Origin of the sequence: Pseudomonas sp. 43NM1 (assembly GCF_002836905.1) — a bacterium.
GTDB classification, from domain to species: Bacteria; Pseudomonadota; Gammaproteobacteria; order Pseudomonadales; family Pseudomonadaceae; genus Aquipseudomonas; species Aquipseudomonas prosekii.
Genome location: NZ_MKGS01000047.1, coordinates 74,275 through 89,278, shown reverse-complemented (window position 1 = coordinate 89,278; position 15,004 = coordinate 74,275). Strand labels below are relative to the sequence as shown.

The window sequence follows — 15,004 nt, the reverse complement described above, 5'->3', positions numbered from 1 at the left end:
ATGCTGCCGCTGAACAGCTCGATGTCTTGCGGCAGGTAACCGATGTAGGGGCCGAGGTCGTCGCGGTTCCAGCGATGGATGTCGGCGCCGTCGAGTCGCACGGTGCCACCGAGGGTGGGCCAGACGCCGACCAGCACCCGGGCCAGCGTCGATTTGCCGGAACCGGAGGCGCCGAGCACGCCGAGCACTTCCCCGGCGCCGAGGCTGAAACTGACCAGGTGCAGCGTCGCGTTGCGCTGCCCCGGCGGGCCGGCGCTGACTTGTTCGAACGTGATCTGGCCTTTCGGCGCCGGCAGCGCCATGGCTTCGTCGCTCGGCGGGTACGCCTGCAGCAGCGAATCGAGGCGGCGGTAGGCGAGTTTGGCGCCGCTCCACTGTTTCCACACGGCAATCAATTGATCGATCGGGCTGAGCACGCGGCCCATCAAAATCGAACCGGCGATCATCATCCCGGCGGTCATGTCACCCTTGATCACCAGCAATGCGCCGAGGCCCAGCACCAGTGATTGCAGGCACAGGCGCAGGGTTTTGCTCAGCGAGCTGATGACCGCGCCGGTGTCACTGGCCTGATTCTGCAAACCGAGGAACCGCGAATGCACCTGAAACCAGCGCTTGCGCAAGACCCCGAGCATGCCCATCGCCTGAATGGTTTCGGCGTTGTGCAGGTGGCTGGTGGCCAATTGGCTGGATTTCTGCGAGAAGCCTGACGCTTCACTCAACGGCTTTTTGGTCATGGCCTCGTTGAGGCACGCCAGGCCGATCAGCAGCACGGCGCCGGCCGTGGCGAGCACGCCGAGCCAGACGTTGAACAGGAAAATCACGAAGAGGTACACCGGAAACCACGGCGCATCGAAGAAGGCAAACAGCGCCGGGCCGGTGACGAATTGGCGGATGTGGGTCAGGTCGCCCAACGATTGCCCGGCGTTGCCCTCGCCCTTGAACAGGTTGCGCTCGAACGCGGCTTGATAAACCCGCAGGTTGAAGCGTCGTTCCAGTTGGCTGCCGATGCGGATGACGATGAAGCTGCGGACGATTTCCAGCAAACCGATGAAGGCGAAGAAGCCGACGACCATCAGCGACAGCATCGCCAGGGTGGTTTCGTTCTGCGACGAGAGCACCCGGTCGTAGACCTGCAACATGTATATCGACGGGACCAGCATCAGCACATTGATCAATGCGGTAAAACAGCCAACGCTGATCAAGATGCTCTTGTAATCGCCCAATGCCTTGAATAAGGGTGCGGTCGCTGAGGCATTCGCCATCTTCATTGATTTTCCCTGATGTTATTACTCGTCATTCTTTGACGAGGGTTGTTTAACTGCCCGCACTTGGGCCACAGCATGTTCTGTCGGATAACGCTTACAAATGAATAACAACTTTCTTTGCGCAAACGGGAGTTGCCTGCTTATAGAGGCAACTGCCGTGTTTACATGCGTCATTAGTGCGCGGCGCGCACCAGAGTAATAATCAGCCCGGACTTCAAAGTGCTGGTGTAACGCCCTTCGCGCTCACGGCTGAAAAACACAATTCTGGAACCTTCCTTGCCGGTGATCGAGATGCCGTCCGGTTCAGTGAACCAGCCGATCGCCGTCTCTTGCAGCCAGGCGCTGAGACAATCGGCGCCGTCGCCCAAGGTCTGCTTTTGCTGAAAATCGATGACGCAAACGTTCGACGGTTTGTCCTGCAGGGCCTGGGATTCTGCCGTGTCTTGCGCGGCATTCAGGGTCGCCTGCCACTTGCCGGCCAGCTCCGAGGGATCCGCTAATCTGAGGCTGCTTGCCATGGCTACTTCTCCAAAAAAAATCATCAGCGTCGCCAAGAGCCACGCCGTCGCTTTGCAGGTAAAGGCGTTACGGGTCATAGGACGTTTTACTCCAGCGGGTAGCCTTACTGACAGCGGGCATTGATGCAAGGACAGAGCACGGCGCCGATCGCGCCGCGCTCCTTGTTGCGTCGGATCAGGCCACGATGTCCGTGGTCAATGCCTGGCCAACGGTGCTGACGAGGAAGTCAGCCACGCCGTGCCCGGAGAAATCCACCGACAGTTGGCTGTTGCCACCCGAAGAGGTCAACACTGCATCGCCCACTGCACCAGTGAACGAATTCACGAAGTGCAGGCCTGCGCCTTTGGTGATGCCGGTCAGGTCAATCTTGTCCAGGCCGCTGACAAAATCGAGGATTTGATCGACTGCACCTGGCTTGGAATCAGAGCTGGCAGCGAACACAAAGGTGTCCGAACCGGCCCCGCCCCACAGTTTGTCCGCGCCGCCAGCGCCGTAGATGATGTCGTTGCCGGCACCGCCCTTCAGCTCGTTGGCGACGGTGTTGCCGATCAGCAGATCGTTGCCCGAACCACCAATCGCGTTCTCGATGGTCACGCCTTTGGCAATGGAGATGTTGCCAACCATGCCGCCAACGTCGGAGAACGAGGTTTCATTGAGGTTGATCTTCTGGTTTTGGGTAAAACCGGAGAAATCCAGAGTGTCCTTGCCGCCCGCATCCCACACCGAGAACACCACTTTGTCCGAGGACGAGGACGCGCTGAGGAAATCGCGACCGGCGTTGGAGTTGAAGCCGTAAGTGGTGTCGCCGGTACGGGTTGAGGTGTTGGCGCCGTAGAGCTTCTGGATGGCCGCGATGTCGTCCATCAGCGGGCCGGACGAATACGCTTCGACGCCGCCCTTGCTGAAGTTCTGGCTGGTATTGCTTTCACTCCAGTAGCTCATGACGCTGTAACCGCGAGTGTCTTGGCCGTAGGACGCGTCTTTGTAGCTCGGGTTGCCTTCGCCGGCGTTGTAGTCGCCGGGGTGAGCCAGGCCCAGGGTGTGACCGATTTCGTGGGTCAGGGTCTGGCGCCCGTAGTTGTTCAGGCCAGGCGTCTTGTTGACGTCATAGCCGCTGCCGGTCAGGTACCACGAAGTACCGTCATAACCCGCGCCAGTGCCAGGCAGGTAAGCGAAGGCTGCCGCGCCGTCCTGTCCGCCGCTGTAGTTGCCGAAGGTCATGTGACCGTCGCCGCCCGAGGCTTGCTCGGTGAAGGTGACTTTTGCCACATCAGCCCAGGATTGCATGGCGAGTACGGCTTGGGTTTTCTGCAAAGCGCTGAACTCGCTAAACCCGGAAATCCCGTGTTTGTTCATGACCGACGAGGACGCCGATTTCAGGAACGTGTAGGTCAGATCGATCTTGCCATTGCTGTCGGCGTCGCGATAAGCCGCGCCGTCACGCAGCAGCTCGGTTGCTGCACGATCTACGGAGAACGAGGGTTTGCCATTGACCGTGAGGTTACCGCCACGATCGTACTGATGGGCAAAGCTGTTGATCTGGTTCCACGCCGCGCTGGTTGCTGCCAATGCGCTTAGTGAGTCAACAGCGGTGTCTTTTACTTTCGACATAAACACACTTCCTTGTTAAGCAGTTGAACAGTTTTAGACAGATAACGACGATCCCTGGCGAGATCGTCCTATCACTCGCCCAATGAAGGCGAAAGAAAACTGACACAATTTGAAATCAGACGTCTAGTACTTTTTTGACGTCAAATCGAAGTGCAACGGAATATGCCCGGAAACATGGGAGGAACGGACGAAAGATATTTTAAGGGGAGGGTTTTGCAAGGATTGTCAGACAATTGGCTATTTAATAATTAAATATGCCTAAGTTGTTTTTTGTCGAAGGCGTCTCAGTTTGCGCAACTTATTAATATGAGTGCCAGTGCATTGCTACTACGCGTACCAACTAACGGATTTGTATGTTTTGACAGAGTTTGCGGCCGCTGCGCGACCGGACGCAGGCTTCGCCAGCTGCTACATGGGGGATGTGTTGTTGGCGAAACCGCGGATGGCCCGGTGATCGCAATCCCTTGTAGCAGCTGCCGAAGGCTGCGTTAGGCTGCGAAGCAGTCGCCCAACGTTACGCACGGCGGTCGCTGCGCGCCCGGACGCAGGCTGCGCCAGCTGCTACATGGGGATGTGTTGCCTGCGAAACCGCGCATCGCCCGGCGATCGCAATCCCTTGTAGCAGCTGCCGAAGGCTGCGTTCGGCTGCGAAGCAGTCGCCCAACGTTACGCACGGCGACCGTTGCGCGCCCGGACGCAGGCTGCGCCAGCTGCTACATGGGGGATGTGTTGTTGGCGAAACCGCGCATCGCCCGGTGATCGCAATCCCTTGTATCCGCTGCCGGAGGCTGCGTTCGGCTGCGAAGCAGTCGCCCAACGTTACGCACCGCGGTCGCTGCGCGACCGGACGCAGGCTGCGCCAGCTGCTACATGGGGATGTGTTGCCTGCGAAACCGCGCATCGCCCGGTGATCGCAATCCCTTGTAGCCGCTGCCGAAGTCTGCGTTCAGCTGCGAAGCAGTCGCCCAACGTTACGCACGGCGGCCGCTGCGCGACCGGACGCAGGCTTCGCCAGGTGCTACATGGGGGATGTGTTGTTGGCGAAACCGCGGATCGCCCGGTGATCGCAATCCCCTGTAGCAGCTGCCGAAGGCTGCGTTCGGCTGCGAAGCAGTCGCTGGATTTCACAGCCAGCACGCGTCCCACAGGGGATAGTCGTGAACTCGTGTTACCAGCCCTGCCCTCACAGGATTAAGGATGACGTACCGCGCAAGGTCTTTCAGGTCTTCCTCTTTGCGAACCGCCCGGTCGTGATAGCCCTTCTGCCATAACCGCCCTTGCCGCCCCAAGGCAAGATTGACCGCGCGACTGCTGCGCGCCTTGATTCGGCACATCACTTCGGCCAGCGTCCTGTCGCGCAGTTGCAGCAGGCAGTGCACATGATCCGGCATCACCACCCAAGTCAAAAAATCCGCCCAACCATCCTCCTGCGCCTCCCGCAACTGTTTCACCACCAAGCGGCCCAAACGCCAATCAGCAAAAAACGGCTGCCGTTGGTGAACGACAGCCGTTATCAGGTAAATCCGCCCTGGCTCAGAGAAACGGCCTATGCGCAGCCGACCCGCATTCAAACAGACAGGCATTCCATTGCCTCCATTCCCACCCAAAGATCAGCGCAAATCTACAGCCTCAACCCTCAGTTGGATAAGCCGCAATCACTACAAGACAAGACGTCTCAACTCCCCGTCCGAATCTTGTTCCACACCCGCGTGCGGATTCGGTCGATGTTCAGCGGCATGGCTTCGAGGGCGAACAATTTGCCCATCATGTCCTCGCTCGGGTAGACCTTGGTGTCGTTCTTGATTGCCGGGTCGATCAGGCTGTCCGCCGCCGAGTTGCCGTTGGCGTAGTGCACGTGGTTGCTGATGCTGGCCATGACGTCCGGGCGCAGCAGGTAGTTCATGAAGGCGTAACCGGCCTTTTCATCCGGGGCGTCAACGGGCATCGCGACCATGTCGAACCAGATTGCCGCGCCTTCCTTGGGAATCGCGTAGCCGATGTCGACGCCGTTCTTCGCCTCTTTGGCACGGGTTTCCGCTTGCAGGATGTCGCCGGAGAAGCCGACCGCCACGCAGATATCGCCGTTGGCCAGGTCGCTGGTGTATTTCGAGGAGTGGAAATAACTCACGTACGGCCGCACTTTCATCAGCAGCGCTTCAGCCTTTTTATAGTCTTCGGGATTTTTGCTGTGGTGCGGCAGGCCGAGGTAATTCAGCGCGGCGGGGAGCAATTCCGGGCCATTGTCGAGGATCGCCACACCGCACTTTTGCAGCTTTTGCATGTTTTCCGGTTTGAAGATCAAGTCCCAGGAATCCACCGGCGCGTTGTCGCCGAGCACCGCTTTGACCTTGGCGATGTTGTAGCCGATGCCAGTGCTGCCCCACAGGTACGGAAAACCGTGTTCGTTGCCCGGGTCGTTGGTCTGCAACGCTTGCAGCAGCACCGGATTCAGGTTTTTCCAGTTCGGCAACTGCGCCTTGTCGAGTTTCTTCAGCGCCCCGCCCTGAATCTGCCGGGCCATGAAATGGTTGGACGGAAACACCACGTCATAACCGGATTTGCCGGTCATCAACTTGCCGTCGAGGGTTTCGTTGCTGTCGTAGACGTCGTAGCTGAAGCCGATGCCGGTTTCTTTCTGGAAGTTCTTGGTGGTGTCCGGGGCGATGTAGTCCGACCAGTTGTAGATTTTCACGGTCTCGGCCGCGTGCCCGAGGGTCGCAACCAGTGCCAGCGGAGCCAAAGTCAGGGTTTTTCGGATCATGAGTCGATTCCTGTATGGGGTTTTTATTGGCAGGCAATCAAAAGATCAAAATCAAAAATCAGAAAATCAAAACGTAACTCTTGCGCACGGTTTCCTGGATGTCCCAGATACCGAGGCTGTTGGCCGGCAACATCAGTGCATCGCCGGCTTCTATGTGCAGGGTTTCACCGTCATCCGGGGTAAACGTGCAGCGGCCCTGAATGAAGTGGCAGAACTCCTGAGCCACAATCTGCCGCCGCCAGCGCCCCGGCGTGCATTCCCAGACGCCGGTTTCGACGCCGTCGTCGCGTTCGACGCTGGTGGTCGAAGCCACGGCGATCGGGCTGCCGAGCGGCACGGCCACGGGGTTGGATTCATCCAGTTGGAGCGTTGCGGTGTTTTTGAATTGGGTAATGCTCATCGGAATACCTGTGGATTGAGAACGCTGTTTTAGTGCATGAAACCTTCCATGAACTCGGCCACGCCGCTGGCCAGTTTGCGTCGCCACGGTGCGGTGGCCGGGTTGGCGAGGGTCTGGTCTTCGTGGACAAAGCTGCGGATGATCGCGTTGTAACCGAGCCAACGGCAGGGTTCCGGCTCCCACGCCCGGAGCGCGTCGAGGCCGCCCTGCGGGATCACCCACGGCTGGCGTACCAGCTCGGTATCGCGCTCCAGAATCAAGTCGGCCAACGTCCGGCCGCCGAGATTGCTCGCGCCAACGCCCTCGCCGCCGTAACCACCGGACAACGCGATGCCACTGGCGCGATCGCACAGCATGTGCGGCTTGAAGCGCCGCGACATGCCGAGGTTGCCGCCCCAGGCGTGGGTGATTCGGACATTTTTCAGTTGCGGGAACAGTTCACCGAACAAGTAGCGGCGCAGCTCGACTTCGCTGGTCGAGAGGTCGAAGTCGTGCCGCAACTTGCCAGCAAACTGGTAACCGCCGCGAGCGCCGAATACCAAGCGGTTGTCGGCGGTGCGCTGGCCATAAGTGACCTGGCGACTGGCTTCGCTGAACGCCTGGCCCTGGCTCAGGCCGATTTCATCCCAGGTCGCGGCGGATAACGGCTCGGTCGCCACCAGCAGACTTTGCACCGGCAGTTGATAACGCCCCAGCGGCGGCAGCGTGACGGAATAACCTTCTACCGCCGGCACCACCCAGCGACTGCGCACCGAGGCTTTCGCGGTGCGCAGGCTGCCGGACTGCCACTGCGTCACCGGGCTGTTCTCGTAAATTTTGACGCCCATGCCTTCCACCGTCCGCGCCAATCCCCGAACCAACTTTGCCGGGTGAATGGTCGCGACGTGCGGTGCATAGATACCGCCATACGGTTTGGCAATTCTGATCTGTTGCGCCAATTGCTCGGGGCTGAGCCAGCGGTAGTCGTTTTCGTTCAGGCCCTGGCCATGCAGCTTGTCCAGATAACTGCGCAGGCTGCTTTCCTGTTCGGGATAACGCGCCGCGCAATACAGCACGCCGCCCTTGCGGTAATCGCAGTTAATGCCTTCGCGTTCGAGGACGATCTCCACTTCATCGGGAATGCTGTGCAGCAAATCGAACGAGGCGCGACGCTGTTCGGCTGGCAGACCGGCGAGCAAACGGTCTTCGCCGAGCAGATTGCCCATCAGCCAGCCGCCATTGCGGCCCGAGGCGCCAAAACCGGCGGTTTGCGCTTCGATGATGGCAATTTTCAGATCTGGCGCCAGGCGTTTGAGGTAATACGCGGTCCACAGCCCGGTGTAACCCGCGCCGATAATGGCCACGTCGACGTCCAGGTCCCGTTCAAGAGCCGGACGCGCCAGTAACGGCTCGTCGAGTTGATCCATCCACAAACTGATCGTGCGCCACGCCGACATACACCACTCCGCCAATCCAGACTTCAATGGCGTCGATCCTAGAGGGTGAAGTCAGAGGCTGTCGTGCGCGCGTGCACGCAAAGAAATTTGTTTGACGTAAGCCTTGGGCGATTGCCCGGTGTGCTGGCGGAAACAACTGTAGAACGCCGACAGCGAGTTGAATCCGGCGGCGAACGCCAGCTCGTCGACCCGCAGCGGCGGCGTGGCGTTGTCCAGCGCCGCGAGCAAATGCTGCAGACGGGCCTGGTTGACGTAACGATAAAAGCTTTGCCCGAGCACCTGGTTGAGCAGATAGGAAATCTGGTTGCGGCTGTACCCGCACTCCTTCGCCACGCGCTGCAAGTCGAGTTCGGGGTCGAGATAAGGTTGCTGGCGCTGGAAGTATTGCTGCAGGTCTTCGGCCATGAAGCTCAGTTGGCGCGGCGACAAACCGAGGCGACTCGCCGCCGGGCGCAAGTTGTTCGCGGTTTTGCTCGGCGCTTGCTCACGCACCAGCGAGGCGTATTCATTGACGCGCCAGATCAGGCCATCGCGCACGGTAATCGCTTCACTGGAGCGAAACGACACCAGGCCGTCGGTGCCGCGCAAGGTCATGCGGTACTGGATGAACGCGGTGTTGCCGTCCAGGCGAATGCGGTCGGAATGTTCCAGCGCTTCATCGGGATTGCGCGGCATGCTGTCACGCACGTACTCGCGCAGATCGTCCAGCCCCATCACGCGGTTCTGGAAAAAGTCGCTGTACTGGATGTCCGGGTGGTACAGCGCCATCACGCCGTCCAGATCCCGGTGTTTCCAGCACAAGTGGTAACGCATCACCGTCTCGCCCGTGGCCTGGGTTTGCAGCGGGCCATCATTATCGACTTGCATAAAGGGCTCGGCGAAAAACCCCGAGCTTGCCCAAGTTCGGCTTCGGCTTCAATGGTCTGGCGCTTGCCCAGCCGTAATGGCCTATTGCTCAAACCCGCCAGCGACGTGACACAGATCAAAAAACCCGACGGCAATCGCTAAACGGACTGAAAAAAGCCACGTGTTTTTAACATGCGGGTGCTACTTTTAACTGCATTCACCGGTTGAGCCAATGAAGGTTCTACCCCTCCTCACATGAGCTAATGGAAGCGCTCGATGACTAAGGCGGGCAACACATGAACAAAGGTTCGAGCAAGATCACCTTCCCCAACGCCTGCCAGCTGATGCGCTGGCATTTTCATCCGATGGGTTTCGAGGCGAGCATGGACGCGCCGGGCAGCATGATCGCCCGACTGTTTGACCGTGCGAGTGGCGAAACCATGATCGCCATCGCCGGCATCCCCTGCGCGACGGTGATGAACGCAGCTGATGTCGAACGAATAATCGAAGCGGTGGAAGATGAGCTGGAAGCGTTTATTCCACCAATGGCGCTGAGGAACTATGCCTGAGCGTGGTTGGTGATGATCAGAAGCCCACAGGAAGTGGGCTTTTTTGTGGGCGTCGTTTCAGTCGCCGAAACGGCGAGATTTCCTGTAGGAGTGAGCCTGCTCGCGATAGCGCGGTGTCAGTCAATACATGTGCTGGATAACAACCGCTATCGCGAGCAGGCTCACTCCTACACGGTGGATTGGGTTTGCATCGGGATTTGGTCAGGCGGATTTTGTGCTTTGGCGGTGGTCGGCGAAGAACGCTTTGCCCTTGCCGACTTTGTCCGACGCCTTTGGCATGTTTACCGCCTGACTTTCCTGAGCATCGACGTACCAATAACAATGGCTCACCGCCCGGGTGATGCCGACATACGCCAGGCGCAGAATCTCGTCTTTCTGCGCATTGTCGTAAGCCTCGGTATCGCCAGCCTTGCCCAATCCGGCCATGCGATACACCTGATTTTTGTACGGCGAACTGGTCAAGTGCTGACAGTCGCCTAACAAGAACACCGCATCGGCCTGCAGGCCTTTGGCGCTGTGGTACGTCAGCTGCTTCAGCCTTCTATCCGCATAAGGCAAGCTAGAATCTACATTAACTACAGGCTGAATATGCTGCTCTATCAATAACTTATCGCTGCTTTTTCGATAGAGCATCAAGATAGAATCGCCGCGTTTGTAGTGCTCCATCAGCCGCTGCGCCATGCCCTGATCATCACGATCCAGCACATTCACCGGCAGCAATGTTTTAGGTTCACCGCTGGCCTTGGCTTTCTTTCCTGAGATTGACGGGGCTGCGCGAACAATATGCTCGGCGGCATCGATGATGTGCTGATGGCTGCGGTAGTTGTCGCTGAGCATTACCCGCGTGGTGCCTGGCGACGGGAATTCCTTGTTGAACTCCATGAAATACGTCGGCGAACTGCCGCGCCAGCCATAGATCGACTGCCAATCATCGCCCACACACAGCAGCGACGAACGCTGGGCGCCGCGCCCGACATGCATCGCCGGACCACGACTGCGGATTTCGCCGAGACTGGCGCGGATCCATGAAACGATCTGCGGCGAAACGTCCTGAAACTCGTCGATCATCAAATGCGCCAGTGGCCGCAGCAGCTCATTGCTCAATAGCTTGAGGTTCTCCGGCGAGTGCTCGCTGAACAACGCGAACATCCGGTTGTAGGTCATTACTGGCGGCTTCTGATCGAGCAAGTGATCTTCGAAGGCGCGCCAGAACAGGCTCAGGGCCTCGAAGAAGAACCGGTCCGGATCGTCTTTGGCGAAACTCATGCGGCCAACCGCGTCCGGCACGTCGAGGCCAAGGTTCTCGATGAATCCGGCGGCACCGACAAAACAGTCGAGCAGCGGCGCCGACGCCAGTTCGCCTTTGACCTTGTAATCAAAGCCCGGCCCGGCGCTGGCATCACCGGCCAGCGACGCCAAAACGCGCTTGGACGACTCGTAACTATCCAGCCATATCAAAGGCTTACGACAGAAAGCTTGAAACAGGGTGCGTTTGACTGCCCACTCGGCGCGGACGCTGAGCTTGGCGTTGGGACGGTTGAGCTGCGGGTTTTCCCGTGGGTCAAAACCGAGCACAACCCAGGCGTCGAGGCTTGGGATATAGCCGTGGCAATGGAAGGTCGAGCCATTGATGTCGAAGGTCTGGCGGTTGGGCTCGATGCCTTTGATCGGCCAGGCGCCGGCGCGAAACCACAGGTCCTCGATGGTGTCGCAGAGTTCTTCATCGCGCTTGGCGGCGAGCTCGGTCACGGCTACACGTTTCTGCACGTCCGGGTGATCGCGCTCCAGCTCCTTGAGCTGCAAAGCGTGGCGCGACAACGGCTGAATCAATCCACGGAAACGCTCGTCGCTGGTGAACAAGTGGTGGTAGCAGGCGTTCAGTTGCTGGCGCTGCGCGTCGTTGATGCGCAGGTCAAACGGATTGCTGTCGACCTCTTCGTCGCCACTCTGCGGGCGATTGCTGAGGTTTTCAAAGGCTTGCAGGCGCTCGAAACCCGGCAGACTGCGGACCATCGGCAGAATCCGCGAGTGAAAGGTGCGCACCAGATCCCGCGCTTCTTTCAGGCTCAGCAACCGCCCCCAGAGGCCAAACAGTTCGATCAGCTTATTGATGAAATCCTTGCGCGACTCGCGGGTGAAGGTCACCACGGTCATTGAATCGAGCTCGAAACCCAGGTAATGGCTGAGCAACAGAATGCGCAGCACCAGCGTCGTCGATTTGCCGGCACCGGCACCGGCAATCACTGAGGTCGATGGAGTGTCGCTGAAGATCATCTTCCACTGCGCGACGCTCGGCTGCGCGTGCGCCGGCAGCAGGCGCGCAACGTCGGCTTTCATGCGTTTCTTGATGTCGACATTCAGTGGCAGGCGCCAGTCATCGAAAAGGTGATCGTCAACACTCGGCGGCCGGTGCTCGGTGCAGCGTGAATCGCGGATCAGCAATACCTGCCGGCCTTCTTCCAGCCCTTCGAGCTTACCTTCCTTGAACCCGTAATCGACCCCAGCGGTGTGGCCGCTGCGAAAACCGTCAGCCTGGCCGTGCAGCCACGACGCCCGGTGCTGCGCGCGCAACCGCGTCAAGCCGTGGCCAAAGAACCGCGCGGCCAGGCGCTTGAACAGCGGCATCTCGGCTAACGGCCGAAGTTCGGGAGGAAGCTCAGAGATTTTAAGTTCAGAGGTTTGAGGCTCGGGGGTGTGTTGCGGCACGCGGTCGGACTCCAGGGTGTGAGGCTGTTGGCGGCTATGGTGTCTGCATTTGCCCCGCAGTTCTAGTGAAATGCTTACAGGTCATTGGCTTATGCGATGAAGTGAAGGCTGGATGAGACTATTCACTCGCCGCGAACCATCAAATAATTGGATGGTTTTGAAGCAGTTTTTACGCTTTTTATCGATTAACGCCTGATAGATGATGCCCGCCATTAACCACCGGTTCGTGATTCGTGGCCCAGGCGCTCAGCCCCATGACGGACCTTTCAGGAGACGATCATGCTTGAACTCAGACCTTTCAAAACCTTGGGCGGCGCTCACCACGGCTGGTTGGATGCCCATCACCACTTTTCGTTCGCCGAGTATCACGACCCGCAGCGCATGAACTGGGGCAACCTGCGCGTGTGGAACGACGACATCATTGCGTCGGGCACCGGTTTCCCGCAGCACTCGCACCGCGACATGGAAATCATCACTTACGTGCGTGAAGGCGCGATCACCCACCAGGACAACCTCGGCAACAAGGGCCGCACAGAGGCCGGCGACGTTCAAGTCATGAGCGCCGGCACCGGAATTGCCCACAGCGAGTACAACCTGGAAGCAAGCGAAACGCGGATTTTCCAGATCTGGATCATTCCCAATGAAGCCGGTTCGGCACCATCGTGGGGCGCCAAGCCGTTTCCAAAAGGGCAACGCGAAGGTTTTGTAACCTTGGCCAGCGGCAAGGACGGCGACGATCAGAGCCTGCGAATTCGGGCAGATGCGCGCTTGGTCGCGGCTAATCTCAAGGCTGGCGAAACCGCGGAATATCACCTGGATGCTGGGCGCCGCGCCTATCTGGTGCCGGCGACCGGGGTGATTGAAGTCAACGGGTTACGCGCAGAAGCTCGAGACGGCGTTGCGGTTGCGGATGAGCGGGTGTTGCGGGTGACGGCGATTGAAGACAGCGAAGTTGTGCTGGTGGATCTGGCTTGATCGAGTAAACACCGGGCAAAAAATGGGCGACCTTGTGGTCGCCCTTTTTTTGCGTAATGCCAATTGTTCTAAGAGTGTCAGGCTTCTTGAGTGACAGAATTTGCGACCCTCCCATCGTGGCGAGCTCGCCACAGGAGGTTCACTTATCCCGGCCATCCTCAATCGGCCTGAATCGTCATAGGTTACTTAGCTGAGATAGCGCCATCCACCAGCGTTTGCGCTTCGGCGACCAACTGCTTGAGGTGTTCGTCGCTGACAAAGCTTTCTGCGTAGATCTTGTAGATGTCTTCGGTGCCCGATGGACGCGCGGCGAACCAGCCGTTCTCGGTCATGACTTTCAAACCGCCAATCGCCTGATCGTTGCCCGGCGCGTGGCTGAGGATGCTCTGGATCGCTTCGCCGGCCAGTTGCGTCGAGGTCACTTGATCCGGGGACAACTTGCTCAGCAAGGCTTTCTGCTCAGGATTGGCTTTGGCATCGACACGCACCGAGAACGGTTCGCCCAGTTCGTCAGTCAAGGCGCGATAAGCCTGGCTCGGGTCACGGCCAGTGCGCGCGGTCATTTCTGCCGCCAGCAACGCCGGGATCAAGCCGTCCTTGTCAGTGCTCCAGACGCCGCCGTCCTTGCGCAGGAACGAGGCACCTGCGCTTTCTTCGCCGCCGAAACCCAGCGAACCATCGAACAAACCGTCAGCGAACCACTTGAAGCCGACCGGCACTTCGTACAGACGACGGCCGAGGCGTTTGGCCACGCGATCGATCAAGCCACTGCTGACCACGGTTTTACCCACGGCGGCATCGGCACGCCACTGCGGGCGATTCTGGAGCAGATAGTCGATGGACACCGCGAGGTAGTTGTTCGGCGCCAACAGGCCGCCGGACGGGGTGACGATGCCGTGGCGGTCGTGATCCGGGTCGCAACCGAAGGCGACGTCGAAACGGTCTTTGAGGCCGATCAAACCTTGCATGGCGTGCGTGGACGACGGGTCCATGCGGATCTGCCCGTCCCAATCGACGGTCATGAAGCGGAAGGTCGGATCAACCTGGGTGTTGACCACTTCCAGGTCCAGACGGTAATGCTCGGCAATCGCCGACCAGTAGCGAACCCCTGCTCCGCCTAGCGGATCGACGCCCAAATGCAGCTTGGCGTCGCGAATCGCGTCGAAGTCGATCACGTTGATCAAGTCGGCAACGTAGGTGTTGAGGTAATCGTGACGATGGGTGGTGCTGGCCTTGAGCGCCTGCTCGTAGCTGATGCGTTTCACGCCCGCCAGTTTGTTGCCGAGCAGTTCGTTGGCCTTGGCTTCGATCCACTTGGTGATGTGCGTATCGGCCGGGCCGCCGTTGGTGGGGTTGTACTTGTAGCCACCGCTTTGCGGCGGATTGTGCGACGGCGTGATGACGATGCCGTCCGCCAGGCCCGAGGTACGGCCGCGGTTGTAGCAGAGGATTGCGTGGGAAATCGCCGGGGTCGGGGTGTACTCGTCGCCTTCGGCAATCATTACGGTGACGCCATTGGCCGCGAGCACTTCGAGCGCGCTGGCGCCGGCCGGGGTCGACAGCGCGTGGGTGTCGATGCCAACGAACAGCGGACCGTCGATGCCTTGGGCTTCGCGGTACAGGCAGATCGCCTGACTGATCGCCAGCACGTGCCATTCGTTGAAACTCAAGTCGAAGGAGCTGCCGCGGTGACCGGACGTGCCGAAAGCAACACGCTGTGTAGAAACGGAAGCATCAGGCTGGCCGGTGTAATAAGCCGTTACCAGTCGCGGGATGTCGACCAACAACTCTGCCGGTGCCGTTTTGCCCGCAAAAGGACTGAGTGTCATGCAAAACCTCTGGAATCGAGTGGTTCAGGAATAGAGACGGAGTTTACTGGCAGTTTGACCGCAGCGCGATGCGAACGATCCCGCGCT

12 protein-coding genes are annotated in these 15,004 nt (G+C 59.2%); 2 read left to right on the top strand and 10 right to left on the bottom strand.

Annotated elements, in window-relative coordinates:
• The 8 genes from BI292_RS06725 to BI292_RS06690 all read right to left on the bottom strand — a co-directional run.
• Nucleotides 1-1,268: type I secretion system permease/ATPase (locus BI292_RS06725; protein ID WP_101207398.1), on the bottom strand; the 1,268-nt coding region annotated here is incomplete at its 3' end.
• Between the two features lie 170 nt (nucleotides 1,269-1,438).
• Nucleotides 1,439-1,861, bottom strand: coding sequence for an AprI/Inh family metalloprotease inhibitor (locus BI292_RS06720; RefSeq protein ID WP_101207397.1), 423 nt, complete (start codon nucleotides 1,859-1,861; stop codon nucleotides 1,439-1,441).
• A 97-nt stretch (nucleotides 1,862-1,958) separates the two neighbouring features.
• Complete coding sequence (locus BI292_RS06715; RefSeq protein ID WP_101207396.1) at nucleotides 1,959-3,395, bottom strand: serralysin family metalloprotease; 1,437 nt, start codon at nucleotides 3,393-3,395, stop codon at nucleotides 1,959-1,961.
• A gap of 1,124 nt (nucleotides 3,396-4,519) precedes the next feature.
• Complete coding sequence (locus tag BI292_RS06710) at nucleotides 4,520-4,978, bottom strand: transposase (RefSeq protein ID WP_101207395.1); 459 nt, start codon at nucleotides 4,976-4,978, stop codon at nucleotides 4,520-4,522.
• A gap of 92 nt (nucleotides 4,979-5,070) precedes the next feature.
• The gene (locus tag BI292_RS06705) at nucleotides 5,071-6,156 is read right to left on the bottom strand and encodes a polyamine ABC transporter substrate-binding protein (RefSeq protein WP_101207394.1); all 1,086 of its coding nucleotides are present in this window, start codon (nucleotides 6,154-6,156) and stop codon (nucleotides 5,071-5,073) included.
• A gap of 58 nt (nucleotides 6,157-6,214) precedes the next feature.
• Nucleotides 6,215-6,556, bottom strand: coding sequence for a cupin domain-containing protein (locus tag BI292_RS06700; protein ID WP_092281064.1), 342 nt, complete (start codon nucleotides 6,554-6,556; stop codon nucleotides 6,215-6,217).
• Nucleotides 6,557-6,585: 29 nt separating this feature from the next.
• A complete protein-coding gene (locus BI292_RS06695) occupies nucleotides 6,586-7,992 on the bottom strand; it encodes an FAD-binding oxidoreductase (protein ID WP_101207393.1) in 1,407 nt (468 codons plus the stop codon).
• A 51-nt stretch (nucleotides 7,993-8,043) separates the two neighbouring features.
• Nucleotides 8,044-8,859, bottom strand: a complete 816-nt coding sequence (locus BI292_RS06690; RefSeq protein WP_101207392.1) for an AraC family transcriptional regulator — start codon at nucleotides 8,857-8,859, stop codon at nucleotides 8,044-8,046.
• Between the two features lie 275 nt (nucleotides 8,860-9,134).
• On the opposite strand from BI292_RS06690, the gene BI292_RS06685 reads away from it, so the two are divergent.
• Nucleotides 9,135-9,407, top strand: a complete 273-nt coding sequence (locus BI292_RS06685; RefSeq protein WP_101207391.1) for a DUF1652 domain-containing protein — start codon at nucleotides 9,135-9,137, stop codon at nucleotides 9,405-9,407.
• A 201-nt stretch (nucleotides 9,408-9,608) separates the two neighbouring features.
• On the opposite strand, the gene BI292_RS06680 is transcribed toward BI292_RS06685, so the two are convergent.
• Complete coding sequence (locus BI292_RS06680) at nucleotides 9,609-12,113, bottom strand: UvrD-helicase domain-containing protein (protein WP_371918707.1); 2,505 nt, start codon at nucleotides 12,111-12,113, stop codon at nucleotides 9,609-9,611.
• A gap of 279 nt (nucleotides 12,114-12,392) precedes the next feature.
• On the opposite strand from BI292_RS06680, the gene BI292_RS06675 reads away from it, so the two are divergent.
• Nucleotides 12,393-13,088, top strand: a complete 696-nt coding sequence (locus BI292_RS06675; protein ID WP_101207389.1) for a pirin family protein — start codon at nucleotides 12,393-12,395, stop codon at nucleotides 13,086-13,088.
• 182 nt (nucleotides 13,089-13,270) lie between these two features.
• Here the strand turns inward: BI292_RS06675 and pgm are convergent, their stop codons facing one another.
• Complete coding sequence (gene pgm / locus BI292_RS06670; RefSeq protein WP_101207388.1) at nucleotides 13,271-14,917, bottom strand: phosphoglucomutase (alpha-D-glucose-1,6-bisphosphate-dependent); 1,647 nt, start codon at nucleotides 14,915-14,917, stop codon at nucleotides 13,271-13,273.
• Between the last annotated feature and the right edge of the window lie 87 nt (nucleotides 14,918-15,004).

Coding starts and splice junctions, on each gene's coding strand:
- BI292_RS06720 (WP_101207397.1), bottom strand. CDS start 1,861: ATGACCCGTAACGCCTTTACCTGCAAAGCGACGGCGTGGCTCTTGGCG.
- BI292_RS06715 (WP_101207396.1), bottom strand. CDS start 3,395: ATGTCGAAAGTAAAAGACACCGCTGTTGACTCACTAAGCGCATTGGCA.
- BI292_RS06710 (WP_101207395.1), bottom strand. CDS start 4,978: ATGCCTGTCTGTTTGAATGCGGGTCGGCTGCGCATAGGCCGTTTCTCT.
- BI292_RS06705 (WP_101207394.1), bottom strand. CDS start 6,156: ATGATCCGAAAAACCCTGACTTTGGCTCCGCTGGCACTGGTTGCGACC.
- BI292_RS06700 (WP_092281064.1), bottom strand. CDS start 6,556: ATGAGCATTACCCAATTCAAAAACACCGCAACGCTCCAACTGGATGAA.
- BI292_RS06695 (WP_101207393.1), bottom strand. CDS start 7,992: ATGTCGGCGTGGCGCACGATCAGTTTGTGGATGGATCAACTCGACGAG.
- BI292_RS06690 (WP_101207392.1), bottom strand. CDS start 8,859: ATGCAAGTCGATAATGATGGCCCGCTGCAAACCCAGGCCACGGGCGAG.
- BI292_RS06685 (WP_101207391.1), top strand. CDS start 9,135: ATGAACAAAGGTTCGAGCAAGATCACCTTCCCCAACGCCTGCCAGCTG.
- BI292_RS06675 (WP_101207389.1), top strand. CDS start 12,393: ATGCTTGAACTCAGACCTTTCAAAACCTTGGGCGGCGCTCACCACGGC.
- pgm (WP_101207388.1), bottom strand. CDS start 14,917: ATGACACTCAGTCCTTTTGCGGGCAAAACGGCACCGGCAGAGTTGTTG.